The organism is Phocaeicola coprophilus DSM 18228 = JCM 13818 (genome assembly GCF_000157915.1).
GTDB classification, from domain to species: domain Bacteria; phylum Bacteroidota; class Bacteroidia; order Bacteroidales; family Bacteroidaceae; genus Phocaeicola; species Phocaeicola coprophilus.
Genome location: NZ_EQ973646.1, coordinates 112,160 through 136,666, shown reverse-complemented (window position 1 = coordinate 136,666; position 24,507 = coordinate 112,160). Strand labels below are relative to the sequence as shown.

At 46.2% G+C, this 24,507-nt stretch carries 19 protein-coding genes and 1 tRNA gene; 9 read left to right on the top strand and 11 right to left on the bottom strand.

Going from position 1 to position 24,507, the window contains the following annotated elements:
- Together BACCOPRO_RS12585 and BACCOPRO_RS12580 are read right to left on the bottom strand one after the other, a co-directional pair.
- Nucleotides 1-2,043, bottom strand: a 2,043-nt coding sequence (locus tag BACCOPRO_RS12585) for an FAD-dependent oxidoreductase (RefSeq protein ID WP_008144240.1), incomplete at its 3' end; no start/stop codon positions are given.
- Between the two features lie 124 nt (nt 2,044-2,167).
- Nucleotides 2,168-2,659: a GNAT family N-acetyltransferase gene (locus BACCOPRO_RS12580; protein ID WP_040311488.1), complete on the bottom strand. Its 492-nt coding sequence runs from the start codon at nt 2,657-2,659 to the stop codon at nt 2,168-2,170.
- Nucleotides 2,660-2,762: 103 nt separating this feature from the next.
- Between BACCOPRO_RS12580 and BACCOPRO_RS12575 the strand changes: the two genes are divergently transcribed.
- Nucleotides 2,763-2,836: transfer RNA gene (locus tag BACCOPRO_RS12575), tRNA-Ala, on the top strand.
- Nucleotides 2,837-2,900: 64 nt separating this feature from the next.
- Here BACCOPRO_RS12575 and BACCOPRO_RS12570 read toward each other — a convergent pair.
- Nucleotides 2,901-3,455, bottom strand: coding sequence for an NUDIX hydrolase (locus BACCOPRO_RS12570; protein ID WP_008144236.1), 555 nt, complete (start codon nt 3,453-3,455; stop codon nt 2,901-2,903).
- An 11-nt stretch (nt 3,456-3,466) separates the two neighbouring features.
- On the bottom strand, nt 3,467-4,966 hold the full coding sequence (locus BACCOPRO_RS12565; protein WP_022278014.1) for a glycoside hydrolase family 10-like protein: 1,500 nt from the start codon (nt 4,964-4,966) through the stop codon (nt 3,467-3,469).
- A 92-nt stretch (nt 4,967-5,058) separates the two neighbouring features.
- Here BACCOPRO_RS12565 and uvrA point away from each other — a divergent pair, with 92 nt between their 5' ends.
- Entirely contained in the window at nt 5,059-7,833 is a 2,775-nt protein-coding gene (uvrA, locus tag BACCOPRO_RS12560) for an excinuclease ABC subunit UvrA (RefSeq protein ID WP_008144232.1), read from the top strand.
- 122 nt (nt 7,834-7,955) lie between these two features.
- Here uvrA and BACCOPRO_RS12555 read toward each other — a convergent pair whose 3' ends face one another.
- Nucleotides 7,956-8,957, bottom strand: coding sequence for a TlpA disulfide reductase family protein (locus tag BACCOPRO_RS12555; protein ID WP_022278012.1), 1,002 nt, complete (start codon nt 8,955-8,957; stop codon nt 7,956-7,958).
- A 97-nt stretch (nt 8,958-9,054) separates the two neighbouring features.
- On the opposite strand from BACCOPRO_RS12555, the gene BACCOPRO_RS12550 reads away from it, so the two are divergent.
- Nucleotides 9,055-10,476, top strand: coding sequence for a RapZ C-terminal domain-containing protein (locus BACCOPRO_RS12550; RefSeq protein ID WP_008144228.1), 1,422 nt, complete (start codon nt 9,055-9,057; stop codon nt 10,474-10,476).
- A gap of 14 nt (nt 10,477-10,490) precedes the next feature.
- Nucleotides 10,491-11,228: a nucleotidyltransferase family protein gene (locus BACCOPRO_RS12545; RefSeq protein WP_008144227.1), complete on the top strand. Its 738-nt coding sequence runs from the start codon at nt 10,491-10,493 to the stop codon at nt 11,226-11,228.
- 19 nt (nt 11,229-11,247) lie between these two features.
- Here the strand turns inward: BACCOPRO_RS12545 and BACCOPRO_RS12540 are convergent, their stop codons facing one another.
- From BACCOPRO_RS12540 to BACCOPRO_RS12515, 6 genes are all read right to left on the bottom strand, one after another.
- Complete coding sequence (locus BACCOPRO_RS12540; protein WP_008144225.1) at nt 11,248-12,558, bottom strand: tetratricopeptide repeat protein; 1,311 nt, start codon at nt 12,556-12,558, stop codon at nt 11,248-11,250.
- A gap of 247 nt (nt 12,559-12,805) precedes the next feature.
- The gene (metH, locus tag BACCOPRO_RS12535; RefSeq protein ID WP_008144223.1) at nt 12,806-15,553 is read right to left on the bottom strand and encodes a methionine synthase; all 2,748 of its coding nucleotides are present in this window, start codon (nt 15,551-15,553) and stop codon (nt 12,806-12,808) included.
- Nucleotides 15,554-15,556: 3 nt separating this feature from the next.
- The gene (gene smpB / locus BACCOPRO_RS12530; protein ID WP_008144221.1) at nt 15,557-16,018 is read right to left on the bottom strand and encodes an SsrA-binding protein; all 462 of its coding nucleotides are present in this window, start codon (nt 16,016-16,018) and stop codon (nt 15,557-15,559) included.
- A complete protein-coding gene (locus BACCOPRO_RS12525) occupies nt 16,018-16,587 on the bottom strand; it encodes a Yip1 family protein (RefSeq protein ID WP_040311520.1) in 570 nt (189 codons plus the stop codon). Before BACCOPRO_RS12525 ends, smpB begins: the two co-directional genes overlap by 1 nt.
- Nucleotides 16,588-16,714: 127 nt before the next feature.
- Nucleotides 16,715-17,509 (bottom strand): hypothetical protein, encoded by a 795-nt coding sequence (locus BACCOPRO_RS12520; RefSeq protein ID WP_155819188.1) that lies wholly within the window; start codon nt 17,507-17,509, stop codon nt 16,715-16,717.
- A gap of 105 nt (nt 17,510-17,614) precedes the next feature.
- A complete protein-coding gene (locus BACCOPRO_RS12515) occupies nt 17,615-18,127 on the bottom strand; it encodes a DMP19 family protein (RefSeq protein ID WP_008144216.1) in 513 nt (170 codons plus the stop codon).
- Nucleotides 18,128-18,411: 284 nt separating this feature from the next.
- Between BACCOPRO_RS12515 and BACCOPRO_RS12510 the strand changes: the two genes are divergently transcribed.
- From BACCOPRO_RS12510 to BACCOPRO_RS12490, 5 genes are all read left to right on the top strand, one after another.
- Complete coding sequence (locus BACCOPRO_RS12510) at nt 18,412-19,113, top strand: iron-sulfur cluster assembly scaffold protein (RefSeq protein ID WP_008144214.1); 702 nt, start codon at nt 18,412-18,414, stop codon at nt 19,111-19,113.
- Nucleotides 19,114-19,133: 20 nt separating this feature from the next.
- On the top strand, nt 19,134-20,144 hold the full coding sequence (locus BACCOPRO_RS12505) for a GGGtGRT protein (protein WP_008144213.1): 1,011 nt from the start codon (nt 19,134-19,136) through the stop codon (nt 20,142-20,144).
- A 344-nt stretch (nt 20,145-20,488) separates the two neighbouring features.
- On the top strand, nt 20,489-21,706 hold the full coding sequence (locus BACCOPRO_RS12500) for a site-specific integrase (RefSeq protein WP_008144212.1): 1,218 nt from the start codon (nt 20,489-20,491) through the stop codon (nt 21,704-21,706).
- A gap of 80 nt (nt 21,707-21,786) precedes the next feature.
- Entirely contained in the window at nt 21,787-22,629 is an 843-nt protein-coding gene (locus tag BACCOPRO_RS12495) for a hypothetical protein (protein ID WP_004310791.1), read from the top strand.
- A 283-nt stretch (nt 22,630-22,912) separates the two neighbouring features.
- The gene (locus BACCOPRO_RS12490) at nt 22,913-23,980 is read left to right on the top strand and encodes a hypothetical protein (RefSeq protein ID WP_004310790.1); all 1,068 of its coding nucleotides are present in this window, start codon (nt 22,913-22,915) and stop codon (nt 23,978-23,980) included.
- Nucleotides 23,981-24,507: the final 527 nt, after the last annotated feature.

Genomic DNA, 24,507 nt, shown 5'->3' with positions numbered 1-24,507 from the left:
AAAGGTAGCTAAAGTTTTATCAAGGTCATCGCTAAAAAGAATAAAAGTTTTTCCTTTATCGCCTTCCGACGGAACGGACGGAGCTGATCCGCATGCTGCTTTTTCCACTACGACCTGATATACTCCCTTGCCGGAAGTCTTCGAAAGGAAGCGGTTGCCCGTCGACCGGCACCAGGCTTCGGCGTCGCGCGGGAATCCGGCATCCGTAGCCGAAACTTCCAGACGCTCACCGGGCTTCAGGTTATCCATGTGTTGCTTGAGTTTCAGAACCGGTCCCGGACACTGGAGTCCGCAAGCATCCAGTTTCAGCACCCTGGCCGGCCGGCATTCTGTATTTTCCTTCGGAGCAGAACAGCCACCTCCGCAGGTGGGAGCATAATCTTCGGGGGAAGGCAAGGGAGCGATGGCCGCCTTGTAGGTTTTCAGACCACCGATCAGATTGCGTACTTCCTTGTAACCGTTTTCCTTGAGGATGTTCGAAGCAAGGTACCCACGCAGACCTACTCCGCAATACAGCCATACGGGCTTGTCGGCCGGGATTTCCGAAAGACGGGCACGAAGGTCGTCAAGGGGCACATTCACGGCTCCCGGGATACGGCCAAGTGCATATTCATCGGCGGTACGCACGTCCACCAGTGTCACTCCGCTCAGGTCAGCATCACGAAGTTCACGCCAGTAAAGGGGAGTCATCTTTCCGCTCAGGATATTGCCGGCTACGTAGCCCGATACGGCTACCGGATCTTTGGCCGAAGAGAATGGAGGTGCATATGCATGCTCCAGTTCCGTCAGGTCATAGACCGTACCTCCGCGTTTTACGACAAGGGCGTATTCATCAATCCGTTTGTCTACTCCGTCATACCCCACGATCTGCGCTCCGTAGAGACGTCCGTCCTCCGGCGAGAAAGTGATCTTGATATCCATCTGAAGCGAACCGGGATAATAACCGGCATGAGAACCGGAATGGATGGTAGCCGAAAGATAAGGCAACTGGAATTGTTTCAGGCGTTTGGCGGGAAGTCCCGTAGAAGCAACGGTCATATCGAATACCTTGGCAATGGCAGTACCCACGGATCCCTCGTACTTGATGCGGTTTCCAAACACCATGTTGTCGGCCACGATACGTGCCTGGCGGTTGGCCGGACCTGCCAGAAAGTTCAGCCAGGGCTTACCGGTAATCGGATGCGGATATTCAATGGCATCGCCAACGGCATAGACATCAGACTGGGAAGTCATCAGATATTCGTCCACGTAGATACCCTTCATTTCCCCCAGTTTCAGACCGGCTTGCTCGGCCAGCCGGGTTTCGGCACGTACGCCGATGGAAAGGATCACAAGATCGGCTTCCAGACGGACACCAGACTTGAAATGCACGGCCAGCCCTTGTGAAGTTTCCTCAAATGACTCGACGGCCTGTTTCAGATAAAGTTTCACTCCTTTCTGAAGCAGGTGCTCGTGAACCAGAGCAGCCATGGAATAGTCGATGGGGCCCATCACCTGATCTGCCATTTCCACAACAGATACTTCAGCTCCGGCATGATGAAGATTCTCAGCCATCTCCAGTCCGATAAAACCTCCTCCCACAATGACGGCACGCTTCACCGCATGCTCGTTCATGTATTGCTTGATGCGGTCGGTATCGTTCACATTGCGCAAGGTAAAAATTCCCCGGCTTTCAATTCCGGGCAGAGGAGGACGCACCGGAGACGCACCCGGTGAAAGAAGCAGCTTGTCATAGCTTTCCGTGTACACCCGGCCTTCGGACGTACGGACGGTTACCTGCTTTCCGGCGGTATCAATTCCCGTCACTTCCGAACGGGTACGTACATCGATGTTGAAACGCTTGCCGAAGGCTTCGGGAGTCTGGACAAACAAACGCTCCCGCTCCTCAATAACACCTCCTATATAATAAGGTAATCCGCAATTGGCATACGAAATGTATTCACCCCGTTCAAACAGAATGATTTCTGCCTTTTCCGTATTGCGACGGATGCGTGCCGCCGCCGTGGCTCCACCGGCCACCCCTCCAATAATGACGTATTTCATAATCTATCTTGATAAATATTTAATTTCTAATGGAAACTTTTTGCAAAGGAAATAAATTATTGCAATTAGAAAAAATTTCCGGCGGAAAATATTTATCAATTAAGACTTATTTAGAAAAATGATCCTATCCTCGCTGAAAAGCAATGCGCGGAGTATCGTTGGCCACATAGATAATTCCGCATCTTACGAAGCCCTGCTTCTCCAGAATATGCTGCATGACGCGGTTATCGGCATGAGTATCTGCCCGAAGATGGACTCCCTGACCGACACACCAGCGGACGCAAGCCTCAGCCACTCCCGGACAAGTGCCCCGGGAAGCCAGCCGGTGAATCACTCCATAAGGTTCCTGATCGGGCCAGGAGCCGTCCTCAATGTAAGCATAGGTGGGATCTTCACCCAAAATAAAGCAAAAAGTACCGATGATTTCCTGCCGGTCATCGATGCACACAAAGCAATGTCCGGCTTCCACTTCACGCTCCATCAGTTCCCGTCCGGGATAGCCGTTGATCCACTGGTTCGGATTGCCGGTGGCCTGCATGAAACGGCGTGCCACCTCAAAGATATCCATCAATACGTCCAGATCAGCCGGCAGGGCTTTTCGAATCTGTATATCCATAACTTTCAGTTTTGTTAAATATTGTTTCACAAGAAAAGAAAAAAAGCAGGAATCATTGCCGGAAATCGATTCATGTCTTATCTTCGCGAAGAAATTCAGACAAGGGGCATTAGCTCATCTGGCTAGAGCGCGACACTGGCAGTGTCGAGGTGACCGGTTCGAGTCCGGTATGCTCCACTACCCCCTTCTATTTTACTCAAATAACACAGGACGGAACATTATGCTCCGCCCCTGTCTTATTTTACAGCAAATGATGCTCTGCAAAGTATTTCCATAAAGGAGCAGCCATCAGCGCCTGGCGGATCTCATTACCCGTAAGCAGGCGGCGTACCTCGTCCACCGAAAGGAGATGAACCGAAATATCCTCCGTTTCTTCCAGATGCTGGCCGGATACACGCTCCACTCCCGTTGCCACAAAGCAATGACAAAGATTCGTCATGGTACTCGTGTTTGCGGAAATCGTCATGTGCTTCACCCATTCCCCTCCGGCATAGCCTGTTTCTTCATAAAGCTCGCGGCGGGCAGATTCCAGCGGATCTTCACCAGCCTCGCACACTCCGGCACAAAGTTCATAACCCGTCCATTGCAGACCGTGCCGGTACTGGCGTTCCATCAGGAAATCTCCTTCTTTCGTAATGGCAATCACATTGACCCAGTCGGGGTATTCAAGGACATAATATTCGTCGTTGATCACCCCATTGGGCAGGCGCACCCGGTCACGTCGTGCCGTAAGCCAGGGGCGCTTGATGAGATACTCGCTCTGGAGAATCTCCCATTTCCTATCATCATTCTCCATGGTGAAACGAATCAGAGTTTGACTTTCTTCTTTACGGCTTTCGACTCATTATGCAGGCGGTCGAGTGCCGTCACCACATACTGATACTTCACGTCGCCGCTCTCGTAAGGAAGTTTGTAGAAATTGTCGCGCGTAATGGCAACAATATGAGACGGATCATGCAAATCTACCTTTTCCTTGTTGTTAAAACGGTATATGACATACTGAACAGCCTTATCCATTTCCGTCTTGGCTTTCGGTTCGGTCCAGAACAGGATGTAGCCGTCTTCCGTCCAGACAGGCTTCAGCTTCTTCACTTTACCCGGTGCCTTGTCGTCCATGAAGGGTGAAACCGGAATCAGCGCCGGATACTTGTGGTATTCGCTCACCAGCAGATCACGGTAATGTCCGCGGTTCTCCACCACGGCGGCCGCATACCACTGACAACTTCCCTGAACCGTAGGCAACGAACGTTGCAAACGATACTTGGCCGGAATCTGGCTTTGCTGGGGATTCTGAAGGTCGGCTTTCGTCACGGTGCGTACCACATCCTGTCCGATAAAGAGAGGACGGGCTGCCGAATGTTTCGCCCACCAGCGGATAAGCGTATCATAATCGGCCGCCGGATGTCCGATTTCCCAATAGATCTGCGGAATGTTATAGTCCACCCATCCGTTGTTTACCCACAACAGGACATCGGCATACAAATCATCATAGTTCTGGAGTCCGCGGGTTGCACTTCCGTTCGGATCATTCTTCTGGTTGCGGTAAATACCGAAAGGCGATACACCAAACTTCACCCACGGCTTGCAGGCGCGTACCGTTTCGTGAATTTCCTTGATCAGTACGTTCACATTGTCACGGCGCCAGTCGGCACGGTTTGTAAATCCTCTTCCGTAAGCCGCGAAACTTACATCATCCGGAAATTCCTCGCCCGGATTCGGATAAGGATAGAAATAATCATCCATATGAATGGCATCAATGTCATAACGCGTCACGATGTCACGTACAATCTTGCAAATGTATTTCCGCGATTCAGGATATCCCGGATCAAAGTAAAGCTGGCCGGCATAGCGGACAAAGAGTTCCGGATAGCGGTTATAAGGATGCATGGGCGAAAGAGCCGTCGTTCCCTTGGTCTGTGCCCGGTAAGGATTGATCCAGGCATGCAGCTCCATGCCGCGCTTGTGACATTCTTCCACCATAAACTGGAGAGGATCCCACATGGGTTGCGGGGCTTTTCCCTGAACACCCGTCAGAAAACGGCTCCAGGGCTCGTAGCTGGAACGGTACAAGGCATCGGCCTCGGCACGCACCTGAAAGATTATGGCATTGATTCCGGCACCCTTCAGATTATCGAGCTGACTGATCAGTGTCTGCTTCATTTTCTGGGTCGGCATACCCTGGAACTGGCCGTTCACACATTGTATCCACGCTCCGCGGAATTCACGCTTGGGATATCGGGACTGGGCCGACAGGCAGAAGGCCCCCATCCATGTCATCAAGACTACAAGTAAGATTCTTAATTTCATATTTAGCATTTGTTGTCGATTTCGATTGCTTCGAGCCGCAAAGATAGCCAAAAATCGCTATCTTTGTACACTCATCTAAACGAAAAACGAACATGGCTGAAAGTAACTATATATCCATCAAAGGAGCTAAAGTCAACAACCTGAAAAACATTGACGTAGATATCCCGCGCAACAAGCTGGTGGTTATCACCGGATTGTCGGGCTCGGGAAAATCCTCGCTGGCGTTCGACACGCTCTATGCCGAAGGACAACGGCGCTATGTGGAAAGCCTTTCCTCGTATGCCCGCCAGTTCCTCGGAAGAATGAGCAAGCCTGAATGTGACTTTATCAAAGGCATTCCGCCCGCCATTGCCATCGAACAGAAGGTAGTGAGCCGGAACCCGCGTTCCACCGTCGGAACCTCCACCGAAATCTACGAGTATCTGCGCCTTCTGTTTGCCCGTATCGGAAAAACCTATTCGCCCGTAAGCGGACAACTGGTGAAGAAAGACAGCCCGGAGGATATCGTCCATTGCATGCTCTCCTATCCGAAAGGAACCCGCTACACCGTACTCACTCCGATTCTTCCGCGCGAAGGACGTACCGTAGCCGAACAGATTGACATGGACATGAAGCAGGGGTTCACCCGTCTGGAGGTAAACGGAGAAATGATCCGCATCGAAGAATATACCTATCAGCCCGATGACCAGATCTACCTGCTGGTGGACCGCATGAGTTGTGACGACACGAAGGATGCCGTCAGCCGTCTGACCGACTCCGCCGAAACGGCCATGTATGAAGGCGACGGAGCCTGTCTCCTGCGTTTCTACCTGCCCGACGGACAGACTCAGCTTCATCGTTTCAGCACCAAGTTTGAAGCGGACGGAATCAAGTTCGAGGAACCCAGCGACCAGATGTTTTCATTCAATTCGCCGATCGGAGCCTGCCCCACCTGCGAAGGCTTCGGAAAAATCATCGGCATCGATGAACATCTCGTCATCCCCAACCGCGCCCTGAGTGTCTACGACGGAGCCGTTATCTGCTGGCGGGGAGAGAAAATGGGCGAATGGCTTTCCGAATTCCTGCGGGAAGCTCCGGCACATGACTTCCCGATCTTCACTCCTTACTATGAACTGACTCAGGAGCAGAAGGATTATCTCTGGCACGGACCGCGCGAAAAGGTATGCATCGACTCGTTCTTCAAAATGCTTGAAGAAAACCAGTACAAGATCCAGTACCGGGTCATGCTCGCCCGTTACCGGGGAAAAACCGTCTGCCCGACCTGTCACGGAGGACGCCTGAAGAAAGAAGCCAACTATATCAAGGTGGGCGGACGAAACATTACCGAGCTCGTAGAAATGCCGGTCTACCGTCTCAAGGAATTCTTCCGCACCCTGACGCTCGACGAACACGATCAGGCCATCGCCAAGCGTCTGCTGAATGAAATAAACAACCGGCTCAACTTCCTGACCGACGTTGGCCTGGGATACCTGACACTCAACCGTCTGAGCAATTCGCTCTCGGGAGGAGAAAGCCAGCGCATCAATCTGGCCACCTCTCTGGGAAGCAGTCTGATCGGTTCGCTCTACATCCTCGACGAACCCAGCATCGGCCTGCATAGCCGGGATACCGACAAGCTGATCAAAGTGTTGCGCCAGTTACAACAACTCGGGAATACGGTTGTCGTCGTGGAACACGATGAGGAAATCATCCGGGCGGCCGACTACATCATCGACATCGGTCCGAAAGCAGGACGCCTGGGTGGAGAAATTGTCTACCAGGGCGACATGAAAGACCTGAAGAAAGGAAGCAACAGTTACACCGTCCGTTACCTGCTGGGTGAAGAAACCATTCCGCTACCGGCAACACACCGTTCCTGGAACAACTTCATCGAGATCAAGGGAGCCCGCGAAAACAATCTGAAAGGAATTGATGTCCGTTTCCCGCTCAATGTCATGACCGTCGTTACAGGAGTCAGCGGTTCGGGTAAAAGTACGCTGGTACGTGACATTTTCTACAAGGCCCTCAAGCGCGAATATAGTGAGGCCAGTGACCGTCCGGGCGAATTCATCTCCCTGGAAGGTGATATCAAGATGGTGAACGATATTGAATTTGTTGATCAGAACCCGATCGGAAAATCTTCCCGAAGCAATCCCGTGACTTACGTGAAGGCGTACGACGAGATCCGGAAACTCTTTGCGGAACAGCCTCTGGCTAAACAGATGGGTTATACCGCCGGCTATTTTTCATTCAATACCGAAGGCGGACGGTGCGAAGAGTGTAAGGGAGAAGGTACGGTGACCGTAGAGATGCAATTCATGGCCGACCTGGTACTGGAATGTGAGTCCTGTCACGGCAAACGTTTCAAGAGCGATACCCTGGAAGTGAAATTCGAAGGAAAGAACATTTACGATATACTTGAGATGACGGTTAACCAGGCCGTTGAGTTCTTCACCCAGCACAACCAGAAGAAGATCGTGAAACGCCTGGAGCCCCTGCAGGAAGTGGGATTGGGATACATCAAGCTGGGCCAGTCGTCATCCACTCTTTCAGGAGGTGAAAACCAGCGTGTCAAGCTGGCTTATTTCCTGAGCATCGAAAAGGCACAACCAACCATTTTCGTGTTCGATGAGCCGACTACCGGACTTCATTTCCACGACATCAAGAAACTGCTCGAGGCTTTCGATGCACTGATCAGCCGCGGACATACCGTCGTGATTATCGAACACAACATGGACGTCATCAAGTGTGCCGACTATGTCATCGATCTGGGACCGGAAGGAGGAGATCAGGGCGGTAATCTTGTCGTGGCCGGTACACCGGAAGAAGTCGCCCGATGTGCCGCCTCGTATACGGGACAGTATCTGGCCGAGAAAATGAGAGAATAAAAACGCTTCGGCGTGTTGATCCAAACGCCGAAACGTTTTCATCAACACGCCGAATTCTTTTTTAAAAAGTTCACGGGCTTTTTTCAGGATATCTCCTGCCGGTCCGGCCCGTTCCTTCCTCTTTATTTCAGGACTTCCTGCAACTTATCCAGGAGCGCATCTCCTTCCAGCCCGCTGGCTACAATCTTTCCTTCCGGATCAAGCAGGAAACTCTTCGGAATCCACTTTACGGCATACATCTTTGCCACGTCCGAGTTCCAGTCCTTGAAGTCACAGACATGAGTCCAGGTCAGTCCGTCTTTTTCGATGGCCTGAAGCCACGGCTCCTTCTTGCGGTCGAGTGACACACCGAGAATCGTAAAATTCTTATCCTTGAACTGATTCCATGCCTTCACGATGACCGGATTTTCCTTCCGGCAATCGGGACACCAGGATGCCCAGAAGTCAATCAGTACATATTTTCCACGGAACGATGACAAACGGACATCGTTTCCTTCCGCATCGGGCAACGTAAAATCAGGAGCCTCAGCACCTACCTGAAGACGGGACAGCAAAGCAAGCTGGGCATCAATCTGACGCACATACTCCGTTCCTTCCAGCGAAGCATCCAGCCGGTCGCGGTAAGCCTTCACCGAAGCATAGTCCAGACGCGAAAGCAGATTGCGTACAAACAAATAAGCACTGACGGGGGAATCGGAATGACGGGCAAACAGGCTGTCCATCAACGCCGCATCTTCACTTACCCGGCCCTCATATTGTGCATAAAGATCCTGTTCCGGAGATCCGGATACCTGGAGTTGTTTCTGCATCTCGTCCAGTTTCACCTGCACACTTTCATTGCTCAGGAAAAATACCTGCGGACGCTTGTTCTCCTTCACCGTAGTAAGAGCATATGCCAACGGTTCGTCGGAGGTACCCTTGAACGTAAACTTTCCATTCTCAATGGCGGCCGAATCCACCTCTTCAAAGGCTCCGTTCCGATAGCATTTCAGATAAATGGTACCAGTCTGGATACCGGCTATTTCGCCTTCAATCACATAACCTTCTTTTTTCTCCTGCGCACAAGCCACAACAAGCAACGAAGCGGCTCCTGCCAGAATCAGTTTCCTTACATTCATAAACATAGTCATACCATTTTAAAATTCCATGCAAAAGTAAGCAAATTCGGAAAAAGTATTGTACTTTTGAAATGTTTTAAATAAATCTTACAAAAAAGAACTCATGAATACCGACATACTGGAAACTCTATACAAGACCTTCACCGGAAAAGCTCCCGAAGCCATCGAACCCCTTCCCGGGGCCGGCTCCAACCGCCGCTATTTCCGTCTGAAAGGAGAACAAACCCTGATCGGAGTCATCGGTACTTCCGTGGAAGAAAACCGGACATTCCTCTACATGGCCTCCCATTTCCACCACAAAGGCCTGCCCGTTCCGAGAGTATTTGCCGTATCCGACGACCAGAACGCATATCTTCAGGAAGATCTGGGGAATACGCAATTGTTCGATCTGATCAAGAACCGCCGGGGACAAGATTTTGACGAACCGACCTTAAAGCTTCTGACACGGACGATGCAGGATCTCGCCCGCTTCCAGTTTGAAGGAGCGGAAGGCATGGACTTCGGGAAGTGTTATCCGCAACCTGAATTCAACCGGCGGAGTGCACTCTGGGACTTGAACTATTTTAAATACTGCTTTCTGAAAGCCACCGGGACGGAGTTTCAGGAAGACCGGCTGGAAGATGACTTCGAACGGATGGCCGACACACTCGCTCAGGCTTCTCCCCGTGCTTTCATGTACCGCGATTTCCAGAGCCGCAACGTGATGATCAGTCAGGAATCTCCCCGCTTCATCGACTTTCAGGGCGGACGTCGCGGGCCGGTGCTCTATGACGTTGCTTCCTTCCTCTGGCAGGCCAAGGCCAACTTTCCCGACAATCTTCGCCGGAAACTGGCTGAAGTGTATCGCCAGGCTCTTCAAGCTTATTGCCCGATGGATGCCGCAGATTTTGAAAACCAGCTCCGCCTGTTTGTACTTTTCCGCACCCTCCAGGTACTGGGAGCTTACGGATTCAGAGGTTACTTCGAACAGAAACCTCATTTTCTGGAAAGCATTCCTTATGCCATTGCCAATCTTCAGGCCTTGCTGGAAGAACCTTATCCGGAATATCCCTACCTCTGTGAGGTACTGAAAACCATGGCCGGACAAAAACAATTCGCCGCGGCATGCAACCGCCGGAAACTGACCGTGCGGGTGATGAGTTTCTCCTACCGCAAAGGCATTCCGGAAGATCCTTCGGAAAATGGAGGCGGATATGTATTCGATTGCCGGAGCGTACATAATCCCGGCCGGTATGACCGTTACAAGCCATTGACCGGAAGAGACGAGCCCGTGATCCGTTTTCTGGAAGAGGACGGTGAGATTCTCCGTTTTCTGGAACATACCGATGCGCTGGTGGATGCTCATGTGGAACGCTATCTGGAAAGAGGGTTTACTCATCTCCAGGTTTGTTTCGGATGTACGGGCGGCCAACACCGTTCTGTCTATTCTGCCCAGCATACAGCCGAGCATCTGCACCGGAAATACGGCATCCGGGTGGAACTGATTCACCGGGAACAACAGATAAGAGAAACTTTCGAACCCTGACAAATTCTTCACTCATGAAAGCCATGATCTTTGCGGCGGGTCTCGGAACCCGCCTGAAACCTCTCACCGACCATATGCCCAAGGCACTGGTGCCCGTGGCCGGACGCCCCATGCTGGAGCACGTAATCCTGAAACTGAAAGCGGCAGGATTCAACGAACTGGTGATCAACATTCATCATTTCGGTGAACAGATCCTTGATTTTCTTCGGGCAAACCAGAATTTCGGACTGACCATCCATATCAGTGACGAACGTGACTGCCTGCTCGATACGGGAGGCGGAATCCGGAAAGCAGAACCCTTCTTCCGCGGAAACGAGCCTTTTCTGATACACAACGTGGATATTCTTTCAGATACTGACCTGAAAGCCTTGTATGAATATCACCGGCAAAGCGGAAATGATGCTACCCTGCTGGCCAGTCGACGGAAAACGATCCGCTATCTTCTGTTCGACGATGAAAAACGCCTCTGCGGATGGATCAACAAAGATACCCTGCAAACCAAGCCCGAAGGCTTCGCATACAATCCGGAACATCACCACGAATATGCATTCAGCGGCATTCATGTGATCTCTCCTTCCCTGTTCCATTACATGGACGAACGGTGGACCGGCAAATTTTCGATTATGGACTTTTACCTCCAGACTTGCCGCGAAGCCCGTATCGGAGGCCGTCTGACCGATACATTGCGCCTCATCGACATCGGGAAGCCCGAAACCCTGACACAAGCAGAAGAGTTCCTGGCCTCCCTCTGACAAGGATAAAAAAGAAGAGCTATTTCTTCCCCTCGAAGAAACGCTCTTCTTCGATCTTCTTTATATAGTCTTCCGCATTCTGATAATAGGTTTTGGTATCCTTTTTGAGATTCCCCTTTTCATCCCGAGCTTCGCGTTCTTTCTCGGGCACTTCTGCCATATAACGGCGCAAATATTGAATGGCATTGTCCCAGTCCTTTCGCCAGTAATAACACATGCCGATGCGATAAAGCAAAACCCGGTTCGGCATACATTCGTACCGTTTCTTCAGAGCGCGTATCTGCCCCTCGCTATCCCGGTTCAATTCATAGCACTCTGCCAGTGTTCCATACATCACTCCTTTCAAGCTATCCGCAGGCAACAGATATTCCATTGCTTTTTCCATGGCCTTCACTCCTTCATCTTTCCAGGAAGTACGGGAAGCTGCCCGGGCAAAGTAAACCAGCGTATGGATATTGGCCGGTGAAGGAGGAGCTTTTTTCAAAGCTTCTTTCAGATTATCGTAAGCCCCATAAAACCAATTGTCTCCATAATAAGAAACTCCCAGATAATAATAAGTAAGAAACGAACGGTCGCCTGCCTGCTTCAAGGCCTCATAACGCCGGATGGCTTCCGGATATCGTTCCAGCAAACAATAAGCCTTTGCGTTCTGCCGGTTCACATCAAGACTGGTCGTATCCGTCAGACGGTATTTTTCTGTCACTTCGAGAGCGTCTTCATATTGCTCGCTACTGTTGAAGATATTGGCTACACGCGCTACCGTCTGTGCATCGAGAGAATCCAGACGATATGCCGCCCGGTAACCTAAAAAGGCAGGAACCAGACTGTCAACCGCTTCGAAGCTCTGCCCCAGAAAACGATAGGCTTCTGCCGAAAGCGAGTCATGGGAAAGCCAGTCATGACAGGCCTTCCGGACCTGTGCATAGTCTTCCAAGGAAAGCAGGCTCTGCACATAACGCCGGCGCAAATAGTCCACTTCCGGAGCCATACGCACCGCATGGGCATAAAGTCCGGAAGCTTTCCGGACATTTCCCTGCTGGCGGTAACAATCAGCCAGATCAGCATATACTCCGGCCTGAGTCGTATCAGCGGACAGCGCTTCTTCCAGCAAATTACGTACGTCCGTCCAGCGTCCCAAAGCCCGGAACGCCTGCAAACGCCACTCGCGGCATTCTGCATCCAACGTATCGGCCCGATTGGTTTCTTCAATAACCCGGTCATAATCTTTGCAGGCCAAAGCCTGGCGAACGATTTCCTTGTCCTGTGCATAAATCAAAGATACATTCCATACCAACAGGAAAAAACAGCCATAAAAAACAAGCCTTCTCATATCTATTATTCTTAATGAAACATCGTTTATCCGGACAAACTCTCCAATATATATCCGGATTTTTCACAAAGAACTATATTTATTAGTTTCAAAACTAAGATTCATAGTTAATATAGATTAAATGCTTTTCTTAAACATATTTTCCTACACATACATTCCATCTGACATAAAAAAAACTTCCCCTTGCCACCTTTTATCCGTGACAAGGGGAAGTGTAATCCGGAATTCGCGAAACCGACTCCGGATCTTATTTCTCACTCCAAAGATCCAGCTTATTTTTCTGAGCTTCCGACAAGGAAACCGTCTTCACCTGACGTGTCTGGCTGGTCTCCCGAAGGCGTTCATACTCATCTTCCAGCTCCTCAGCAAACGACGCCCGAAGATCAAAATTCATCAGACGGGAAGCTATCGGCGCATTAAGCGAAGCATCCTTCATATAAACAACCGGTGCATGATAGACCGGAGCAATCTTTAATGCCGTATGCAATTTGGAGGTCGTTGCACCACCAATCATCACCGGAATATCCAGTCCGGCACGTTCCAGTTCGCTCACCACATGAACCATCTCCTCCAGTGAAGGAGTAATCAGTCCGCTCAAACCGATAATATCTACTTTTTCCCGAACTGCCGTTTCAATGATACGTTCAGCCGGAACCATCACGCCCAGGTCAATAATTTCATAACCATTGCAAGCCATGACTACTCCGACAATATTCTTACCAATATCGTGTACATCTCCTTTCACCGTAGCCAGCAATACTTTTCCGGCACTATGGCCTTCTGTTTTCTCAGCCTCAATATAAGGTTGCAGAATAGCCACCGCACGCTTCATGGTACGTGCCGTCTTGACAACCTGCGGCAAAAACATTTTACCCGAACCGAACAAGTCACCCACATGGTTCATTCCTGCCATCAAAGGCCCTTCAATAATACTCACGGCATTCGGATAGCGTTTCAATGCTTCATGCAGGTCTTCATCCAAATAATCTCCGATTCCTTTTACCAAAGCATATTGCAAACGTTCTTCCACCGTCGTTCCTTCCCGCCAGGACAAATGAGACGTAGCAGAAGTCTGTCCGGACGTACCTTCTTTTTCGGCCTTGAGACGTTCTGCCGTTTCAATCAGACGTTCTGCCGCATCCGGTCTGCGGTTGAGTACCACATCCTCAATGCGCTCCAGAATATCAGCCGGAATATCCGTATAAAGTACGGATGAAGCCGGATTTACAATTCCCATATCCATTCCCTCGCGGATAGCGTGGTAAAGAAAAACCGCATGCATGGCTTCACGGATATAATTATTTCCGCGGAACGAGAACGACAGGTTGCTCACTCCGCCACTCACATGTGCTCCCGGAAGATTCCGGCGGATCCATCCTGCCGCCTGGATGAAGTCAACGGCATAATTGTTATGCTCTTCTATTCCCGTGGCTACAGCCAGAACATTGGGATCGAAGATAATATCCTGAGGACGGAAGCCTACTTTCCCGGTCAGAATGCGATAAGCCCGTTCACAAACCTCAATCTTACGGGCAAAAGTATCCGCCTGCCCTTTTTCATCAAAGGCCATCACAATCACGGCAGCCCCGTATTGTTTCACCATACGGGCATGCTCGATAAAGACTTCTTCCCCTTCTTTCAGGGAAATGGAATTAACGACACACTTACCCTGCATACATTTCAGTCCCGCAAGAATGACATCCCATTTCGAAGAATCAATCATCACGGGTACACGGGCAATATCAGGTTCCGAAGCAACCAGATTCAAGAAGGTGGTCATCTCGGCTGCCGCATCCAGCAAGCCGTCATCCATGTTCACATCAATAATCTGCGCACCGTCTTCCACCTGCTGACGGGCAATGGAAAGCGCTTCGTCATATTTCTTCTCATTAATCAGCCGGAGAAATTTACGAGAACCGGCCACATTGCATCGTTCGCCTACATTCACAAAGTTTATTTCCGGCGTAACTTCAAGCAATTCCAAACCCGACAACCATAAATACGGAGAAGGCGTTGCCGGTTTATGCGGAACAGCTCCTGCCAGCAAATCCTGGTAACGGGCAATATATGCTTCGGTTGTACCACAACATCCTCCGATGATGTTTACCAGCCCCTCATCAATATATTCTTTCACCTCAGCCGCCATGTCTTCAGGAGTCTGGTCGTATTGTCCCAGACTGTTCGGAAGTCCGGCATTCGGATAAGCACTAATATAATAAGGTGCACGCCGGGCCAGTTGTTCCAGGAAAGGTTTCAATTGTTTGGCACCGAATGAACAGTTCAAACCGACCGAGAAAATATCTGCATGCTGGACGGAAGCCAGAAAAGCATCCAAAGTCTGTCCCGACAAAGTTCGTCCCGCCACATCAGAAACGGTGACGGAAAGCATCAAAGGAACTTTTCTTCCTGTCTTCTGCATGGAAAGCTCTGCCGCACGGATAGCCGCCTTTGCATTCAGTGTATCAAAAATAGTTTCAATCAGAATGGCATCTACCCCTCCTTCCAACAAGGCCTCCATCTGTTCTATATATGCCGCTTCAAGTACATCGAAGGTCAAGGCACGAAAAGCCGGATCATTGACATCCGGACTCATCGAACAGGTCTTATTGGTAGGCCCTACGGAACCCGCTACAAAACGAGGCTTCTGAGGGGTGCGAGCTGTATATTCATCCGCAATCTTCCGCGCCAGACATGCTGCCGCCAGATTGATTTCCCGACAATAAGGCTGCATATGATAATCAGCCATTGACACCGAAGTCGCATTGAATGTATTGGTTTCAATAATATCAGCACCAGCTTCAAGATATTTCCGATGGATTTCCTCTATAACATCGGGACGTGTCAGGCACAACAGGTCATTGTTTCCTTTTAATTGTCCGGGAATATCCTGAAAACGTTCGCCACGGAAATCCGCTTCCGTCAAGTTGTATTGTTGTATCATCGTACCCATTGCGCCGTCAAGCACCAGGATACGTTCCTTTATCAGATTCTGCATGTATTATCTTTTAAACATTCTGTCCATCATACGCCTGTCTTCCTTCTCTTTCAAAGTCTGACGCTTGTCATACTGCTTCTTTCCTTTAGCCAGAGCAATGACCACCTTGGCCAATCCTCTTTCATTGATAAAGAGACGGGTCGGAACAATTGTAAAACCAGGTTCATCCGATGTGCGTTGCAATTTCCTCAACTCTTTTTTGGTGAGAAGTAATTTCCGGTCACGACGGGCAGCATGATTGTTATATGATCCGTAGAAATATTCAGCAATATGCATATTCTTCACCCACAACTCTCCCCGTGAGAAGAAACAGAACGTGTCCACCAGACTGGCTTTTCCCTGTCTGATAGACTTTATCTCAGTACCGGTCAAGACGATACCTGCCGTATACGTGTCAATGAATTCGTAATCGAAAGAGGCACGCTTGTTCTTGATATTAATATTAGTAGAAGCAGTTGTTTTCATCAGTTCAATATAACAGACAATTTATTAAATATAAATTCAATCAGCGTCGGACACAGGAGGATAATAATAGTGGCTATAACCGTGTAACCGGTCAATCGGGACTCTTCCACCTTCATTAACCGTCGTGCACCCTCAAATACAATAAATAAGGTATATACCTGAAGAATCCAGTGGAGCACGGCTATCGAGAAAAGCCCGCTAATAATATCCAAAACAAAAGTAACGACCAGTGAATAGCCGACAAAGACCATCATCCGCTCATGTGACTCAAAACGGACCAGCCAGTGTTCTCCCAGTTTCTCCAGCAAATAAACCGCCAAAAAGAAACCACCGAACAAGGCTACGGCAACCGCACAGCACCGCGTAAGCGCAACCTGAAAAAGTTCCGGATCCAAATCTTTTCCAATAAAGCTTCCCACAAACTCTGACAAGCCACACAAGCCAATCAACGGATAAACAAAGGAAGTCATGACAGCCCGTCCTTCAGACCGCTGCTCGATCTCATCCCATGCCTTTCCTGGAGCAGACAAAAGGGATATGACTTTTTGAAATAAATCTTTATAATTCAATGTTTCTTTTTTTACGTTAATAATCAAATGAATCGCAAATGTATAAAAAAAGAATGATATCTCCATAAAAAAAAGAGACTGAACTCATCCTTAAGTCCAGCCTCTTTCTGAATGTTTTTACACCTAGTTATTTCTGAGAACTATTCAATGCATCCAGGATACTCTGATAATCGATAGAATGCTTTGTCAACTGAATGTTTCCAGCTGTATAATCGCCAGAATATCCTTTTTCATATTCAATTGAGATTGTAGAAGGCTGTCTGCCTTTAGCCATTGAAAAAGCGTTCAAAGCCTGAGCCAAATTGAAATGTTTATATTCCCATACAGAAACAAGACGTTTTGAATTATTGTCAGGATCAGCAACATTGTGACGAAGTTTCAGTACCAATTCTGTATCACTTCCTCCGTTCACATCATAATAAATCTGGAAATTATGCTTGTTCAACTCTGTATTCTTAGCCGTATCATCAGAAGTCTGAGTGATATAATAGCTGATCGGAATAAAAACATTTTCTTTATCCCAGAACAGAGGACCAGTCTGTTCGCTTACGGAAGAAAGAGGAGCATTGGCATACAATGAATCCATCTGCTCTACCGACGAATAAGCATTAGCCGTCTTAATCGGCATACATCCGGTCAAAGCAACATTCATTTCCTTGGAACCTTCTACCAGACTGGTTTCATCATACTGATAAATCAAATATGCATAATCAGCACCGAGTTCAGAAGTCAATACACTCTGATTAGTTGGATTAATCGTATATCCATCAGCCGTCGTAAACGTATAAAATCCAGGAAAACCGGAAACCTTTACCCATGCCTGTCCAACTCCGGAAGTATCTCCGTCTCCATTCAGGCACGAAGTCAATCCTAATACACTCATCAATGCAGCAAAAAATACTGCCAATCCCGTTTTTTTCATAATCATTTCATTATTTTATTAGCATTAATTTTTTCTTTTATTCACTCAGATAAATGATTACCTCCTTCAAAGACTGCATCAGCATTATCTATTTAACATCTGTTATCATTCTACAATCTTCGCAAACTGATCCAGATGCTCATCAACATACTCTGCAATCTTTGCCGTAACTATTTCTTCCATATCCATATATGATTCTTCCAAATCGTCAAAAGCCTCATATTTTTCATATTTTGCCATAAATTCATCATCCGTACAATCTCGCTCCAGATTTTCCCGATTTGCATCATAGATCTTTTTTGCCTCATAAAGCAGTTTTGAGAAATCCTTGGCACCAAAAAGTCTCATCGCCTTTGCAAAAGGATTGTCGAAAATATAAGGTCCATATCCGTTCTGGATCAGCTGTACAAAGCCACCTTCCATCACTTCCTGACGGAAGAAATGATATCCCAGCAAAGAATGTTGCCAGCCATTGAGCAAAGGCATGGTTTCCTTATTTATTTCACCACCGGTTACCTCCAGATATTTGTCAATAAAAACCTGCAAAAAGCCGTCCATTCCCTCTTCCGCTCCTTTTCGCAAGGCAGCATCAGTTACTGTTATTTTGCACACTTCCATATACCTATTTATTATTAACCACCATTTATGGTGCAATTTCTTGGTTATACATCTGTCTGCAAAGATAAATCATTCTTCCGGAAGATGAAAAACTTTTTGGCATGTAGAGATTACAAAACAGAGAGATACATAAAAAATATCATTAAAAGCCCATAAAAAGTTTAGGTAAGTACATTGCATAACTGAAATAAAACGACTAACTTTGCGTTCGGATTAAAGAAGAAATTCTTTTATCCACGGTTTACGAAATACTTATTTTTTATTACCAATAAAACGTAAAGAATATGACTTATTCACACGAAGTTGAACACATGTGTGTTGTAAAAAAAGGACCTAATCATGGTCCGGCTCCAATTCCTGAAGAAGGAAAATGGGTTAAATCAAAAGAAATTAAAGATATCTCTGGTTTGACTCACGGTATTGGTTGGTGTGCTCCTCAGCAGGGTGCTTGTAAACTGACTCTGAACGTTAAGGAAGGTGTTATCCAGGAAGCATTGGTTGAAACTATCGGTTGCTCTGGTATGACTCACTCAGCTGCTATGGCATCTGAAATCCTGCCGGGTAAGACAGTTTTGGAAGCTTTGAACACTGACTTGGTTTGCGATGCTATCAACACAGCTATGCGTGAACTGTTCTTGCAGATTGTATACGGACGTACTCAGTCAGCTTTCTCTGAAGGCGGTCTGATGATCGGTGCAGGTCTGGAAGACTTGGGTAAAGGTCTGCGTAGCCAGGTAGGTACTTTATATGGTACTTTGGCTAAAGGTCCTCGTTATTTGGAAATGGCAGAAGGTTACATCAAGACTATCGCTCTTGACAAGAACGATGAAATCTGCGGATACGAATTCGTTCATCTGGGCAAATTCATGGATGAGATCAAGAAAGGCACTGATGCAAATGAAGCACTGAAGAAAGTAACAGGTACTTACGGACGCTTCACAGCAGAACAAGGCGCAGTTAAACACATTGACCCACGTCAGGAATAATATAAGGAGGAAAGAACATTATGATTAGAGAAGTAAAATTTGAAAGCCAGGACCGTCGTATCAAACAGATTCTTGCTGCTTTGAACGCTAACGGTATCAAAGACATCGAAGAAGCTAACGCTATCTGCGAACAGTATGGTCTTGATCCTTATAAGACATGTGAAGAAACTCAGCCTATCTGCTTCGAAAATGCAAAATGGGCTTACGTTGTAGGTTGTGCCATTGCATTGAAGAAAGGTTGCAAAAACGCTGCTGAAGCTGCTGAAGCTATCGGTATCGGTCTGCAGTCATTCTGTATCCCGGGTTCTGTTGCTGACGACCGTAAAGTAGGTCTTGGTCATGGTAACCTGGCTGCTATGTTGCTACGCGAAGAAACTAAATGTTTCGCATTCTTGGCTGGTCACGAATCATTCGCTGCTGCTGAAGGTGCTATCAAAATCGCTGCTAAAGCAGACAAAGTACGTAAAGAACCTCTGCGTTGTATCTTGAACGGTCTGGGTAAAGACGCTGCACAGATCATCTCTCGTATCAACGGATTTACATACGTTCAGACTCAGTTCGACTATTACACTGGTGAACTGAAAGTTGTTCGTGAAATCGCTTACTCTGACGGTCCTCGTGCAAAAGTAAAATGCTACGGAGCTGACGACGTTCGCGAAGGTGTAGCTATCATGTGGAAAGAAGGTGTAGACGTATCTATTACAGGTAACTCTACTAACCCGACTCGTTTCCAGCACCCGGTTGCAGGTACTTACAAGAAAGAACGTGTTCTTGCAGGTAAACCTTACTTCTCAGTAGCATCAGGTGGTGGTACAGGTCGTACACTTCACCCGGATAACATGGCTGCTGGTCCTGCTTCTTACGGTATGACCGATACTATGGGTCGTATGCACTCAGATGCTCAGTTCGCTGGTTCTTCATCAGTTCCTGCTCACGTGGAAATGATGGGATTCCTCGGCATCGGTAACAACCCGATGGTAGGATGTACAGTGGCTTGTGCTGTAGACGTGGCTACTGCTTTGAGCAAGTAATTTAAGTTACTTAATACAGATAAACTCCTGTAATCCTTATGGTTGCAGGAGTTTTTTATTTGTGGTAACTTGACTTAGATAACAGATTGAAGCACCTTGCATCACTCATTATTTGGAGTGAATGAATGGTGAATCAGTAAGGAGATAACAAGATAAATCCTGCTTTATTTAAGTCCAAACAACTCATGTAAAGAGTAGCCAATTACCCCTCAAATCAAGCCATAAACAGGTTACTTTTGCAGCCGATTTGCAGCCGAATTTGCCATTCTTAAAAAACGGCTGCAAGAATTGGCATAATCAACTATAATACAATGCGATACACTCCATATAACATTTAATTTAAAATGGAGAAACATTGTACAATGGTTTACTTTTCATTAAGAGAAAGTAAGCAAAACAAAAAAGGTCTATCACCTATTGAGGTTTCAATCACCACTAACGGAAAGAGAATCTACTTTAGTACAGGTAAACACGTACCTGCTGCTGACTGGAACAAAGAGAAGCAAGCTGTAAAAGGCAAGAGTGAAGAAGCGCAGCTAATCAACGGTTATCTGATTCAACTACGGAATAAGATATATCAAAAAGAAATTGAGCTACTCCAAAAGGGGTATCTTATCACTGCTGAACTATTAAAAGAAGCTATCACAGATAAGGTGGAAGCTCTGAACGAGAAGACTTTATTGGATGTTCTGAACGAACATAATACAGAGCGCAAAGCAATGGTAGGTAAAACTGTTGCCCCTGCCACTTATTGGGTGTTTGAATATACAGGCAGATTATTCAAAGAGTTTATTCAGAAGAAATATGAGCGTAAGGACTTATATTTAAGAGAGATAAACTTGGGCTTCATTCAAGGATTCCATGCTTTCCTTTTAGGAGAGAAGAAGATGGGACAAAACTCCTGCACCAAACATTTAAAGTTCTTAAAGAAGTTGCTAAATTTAGCTGTCGCCAACTCTTATATATCCTACAATCCTGTAAATGCTTATAAAGTAGAACGCGAACCCGTAGAAGTGGATTTCTTGGATGAAGAAGAATTGAGGAAGATTATCAACTTTGATACTCCCCTACCAAGATTGGAACGAGCTAAAGATATGTTTCTCTTTGGGTGCTTCACAGGGCTTAGCTACATTGACATTAAGACCTTGACACCAGAACACTTTGAGAAAGATAACACTGGCAGAATATGGATTAAGAAACGTAGGGTTAAGACAGGGGTTCTATCACGCATTCCCCTACTCCCCATCGCCAAACTGATATTGGATAAGTACAAAGGTGGAGAGAAATTACTCCCTATTCAAGACCCTGCGGACATCAACAAATATCTAAAGGATATAGCTATACTTTGTGGAATTAATAAACGAATTTGCTTCCACACAAGTAGGCACACCTTTGCAAGTACAATTACTTTAGCCAATAACATATCGCTGGAAGTTATTTCTAAGATGTTAGGACATACCAATACACGAATGACTGCCCACTATGCAAAGCTGATAGACAAGTGCATAGGTGAGCAGATGGATAAACTCATGGATACGTTTACAGGAGCTTCTGATTACTAAAGCATATCCTATCCACAAATTCCTCACTTGTAGCAATGCAGGTGGGGATTATTTTTTAATTTTGCCTTAAACTAATAATTATGGAGAAGCTAAAGGAAGATTACATAAGCATTGATACTCGTTTGGAATACATGGAAGCCATAGCCGTTAAATATGTTCCAGACGTAGATATAGATCCAGCCACAGGAGAAAGATACGTCTGCGGCACTACCGCCTTACCCCTATTCATAAGAAGATACAATCAGAATGAACTATATGGTAATTTCACATACGAAGATTATATAGCCAATGAGGACATACAGAATACATTGAAAGGTTTGGGAGTTGATATAGATAAGTTCTGGTTTCTACTCCTGTTCATCTTTGACTATACTTGTGGAACGTGCTTGGACGGAATGAAAGCTACAGGCATTGGAATAGAACAACTCATCAAATTCGCCAAAGCCATAGCTGACAACCATAAGGAGATTAACCAATTTGGAGTAAGTTTTAAAAAGCCTATTACCGTCTCTGTAAAGATTGAAGGCAAGCATCAGATAGTAATTGACAATGCCAATGCAATAGGTTACTTGGCTACTATCATTGCCAACAACCTAAAAGAGATAGAGGAACATCCTTGGATGCAGAACCAACAAGTCAGCATAAGCACCCATGCAGAAGAAAAGGAATCCGTTCAGATATGGCTGTTCTATAAGATGTTCAATGACTTCTTCAATTTAGAGCCATATAATAAGCTGTTTAATGTCAGACAGAAGAAAGGAAGCACCATATCACTTAGTAAGACATTGCTCATATCAAGGCTTATCTACTTCACTAAGCTATCTAAACATAGTAAATTCTCAGATGATGAAGATGTCCTAAAAGGTTACATCAAGCAATATAAAGACAAGAGAATTGATACTGCGAACAGCATATACTTCTAATAAACTTCTGATAATTAATACAGTCCTGCTCCGTACCATTAAGAGGGTACATAAGAGCAGGACTTTTTTTCTCTCTTTTAATCCTGCCATTATATCCCATCTTTGCAGCGTCAAAACGATAGCGGACGAGCTGACAATTAAGAGGGAAAGTAAAACCACCCATTAATTTCTCTCTTTTAATCAGCCCAGAAGCAAGTAGTTTTGCAGCGTAATCAGAAAGCCAAGTGCGCATAGGTTGGACGGTTACAAAGAACTTAATTTGATAATTAAAAACAAGATGACAATGAAAACAATGACTAAGACAGCAGGAAAGACTGCAACCAGCAAATCAGTAGCTAATGCTAAAGCAGGAAAGGCAGTGCGCACTCTCAGCTTACAACAACAGTTGATTAAAGCTGAAAGAGATTTGAAGAACATAGTTAACAGACAGTTGGGAGAAACCGTTCTACACGCCCAAGAGTTAATTGTGAAACAATTAAAGCAGGCTATTGAAGAGAAGAATAGTAAAGCCCTCACACTTAAAGACGAACCTATTACATTCCAATTAACTAAAACTGAGGAGAAGGTCTCTAAGAAGATTGCCTTTGTAAAACATAACAGAAGCATTGATTCAAAGAAAGTAGATACGTTCATTGCTATTATTGACAATGGCAAATATGAAGAAGCCTATCCCATCATCGTGATAGAAGCTTCAAAACTAATAAAGGCAGGATATGTCGTAACAGATGTAAACGGTAGAGTTCTGACAGAAGAAGAGGCAGAAGGCTACTTTGTAATCTTGGACGGTCAACACAGAAGCACAGCATTTGCCAAACTAAACTCTGTCAAAGGTAATATGACTATCCCCAATGTCTTTGTTAAGGATATTAAGGATATAGGAACTTATTTGGAAGAAATCAACAGAGTTGGTAATTGGGATATGAAAGCCAAGATAGGGGTTGCTGCCTTGACATCCAAAGATGAACTCTTTGAGAATATGGCTGAACTAATCCAACAGGGATTCAATCCTACGACAGCAGGTCTGATTTATACCAAGAAGAACATTCCAGAGAAGATATTGAACAAGGTTTTAAGAAGAGAAGAATACAATCTACCAAAAGATGCCATAGTTGACATCAAGAGAGGTAACGATTTTATAACTCTATGCAAAGCTGCCAAAATCAGCGTCACATTTCTCACTAAACGTTACTTCATTAAAGGATTTAACAGTTATGCTAAAGTACATGGCGAAGAACAAGCATTCAAGGCTTTGGATAAGCTAAAACAATTAGAACTTAATGATGACAAACTAAAGAAAATAAAGGAAGATGATGATTTTCAAGCAATGCTACAAAATGCTTTAGAAGCATAATACATACTACGGAGCAAAGCCCATGTGACAGGTGGGCTTGTTCTCCCCAAGTTCTTAGAAATTCTGAATAGTCTAAAGTCTGATTACTAAATGTGTGGTCTTATCATTAGTTTCTCACTTATGGAGTTACTATCTTTACAGTACTACAAGCAGATAATCCCACCACATAGATTGACGGACTTACAAACTATTCAGAATATCTAAAATGGAAGAATTTACTTATGAGCAGATAAGAGTTAAGGCTCTTAAACAGGGAGTAAAAGATAACAAGGTTCACATTGGATTGTGGGCTAATCTTAATAACTATCTAAAGACAAGGAGAAAGAAGAATGGAAAGGTTGCTACCTATTATATCTCATTGCAGAAGTTGGCTTATTAATTCACTGATATTTAAACTGATATGATAATTCATCTGCCAACAGGAAAGAAGTTTCACAACAGAAAGGAAGCCAAGATATACTTTGGAACTGCCTACTATTACAGGATGGAACGAGAGAAGAAAGATTTAATGTTTACCAATACTATTC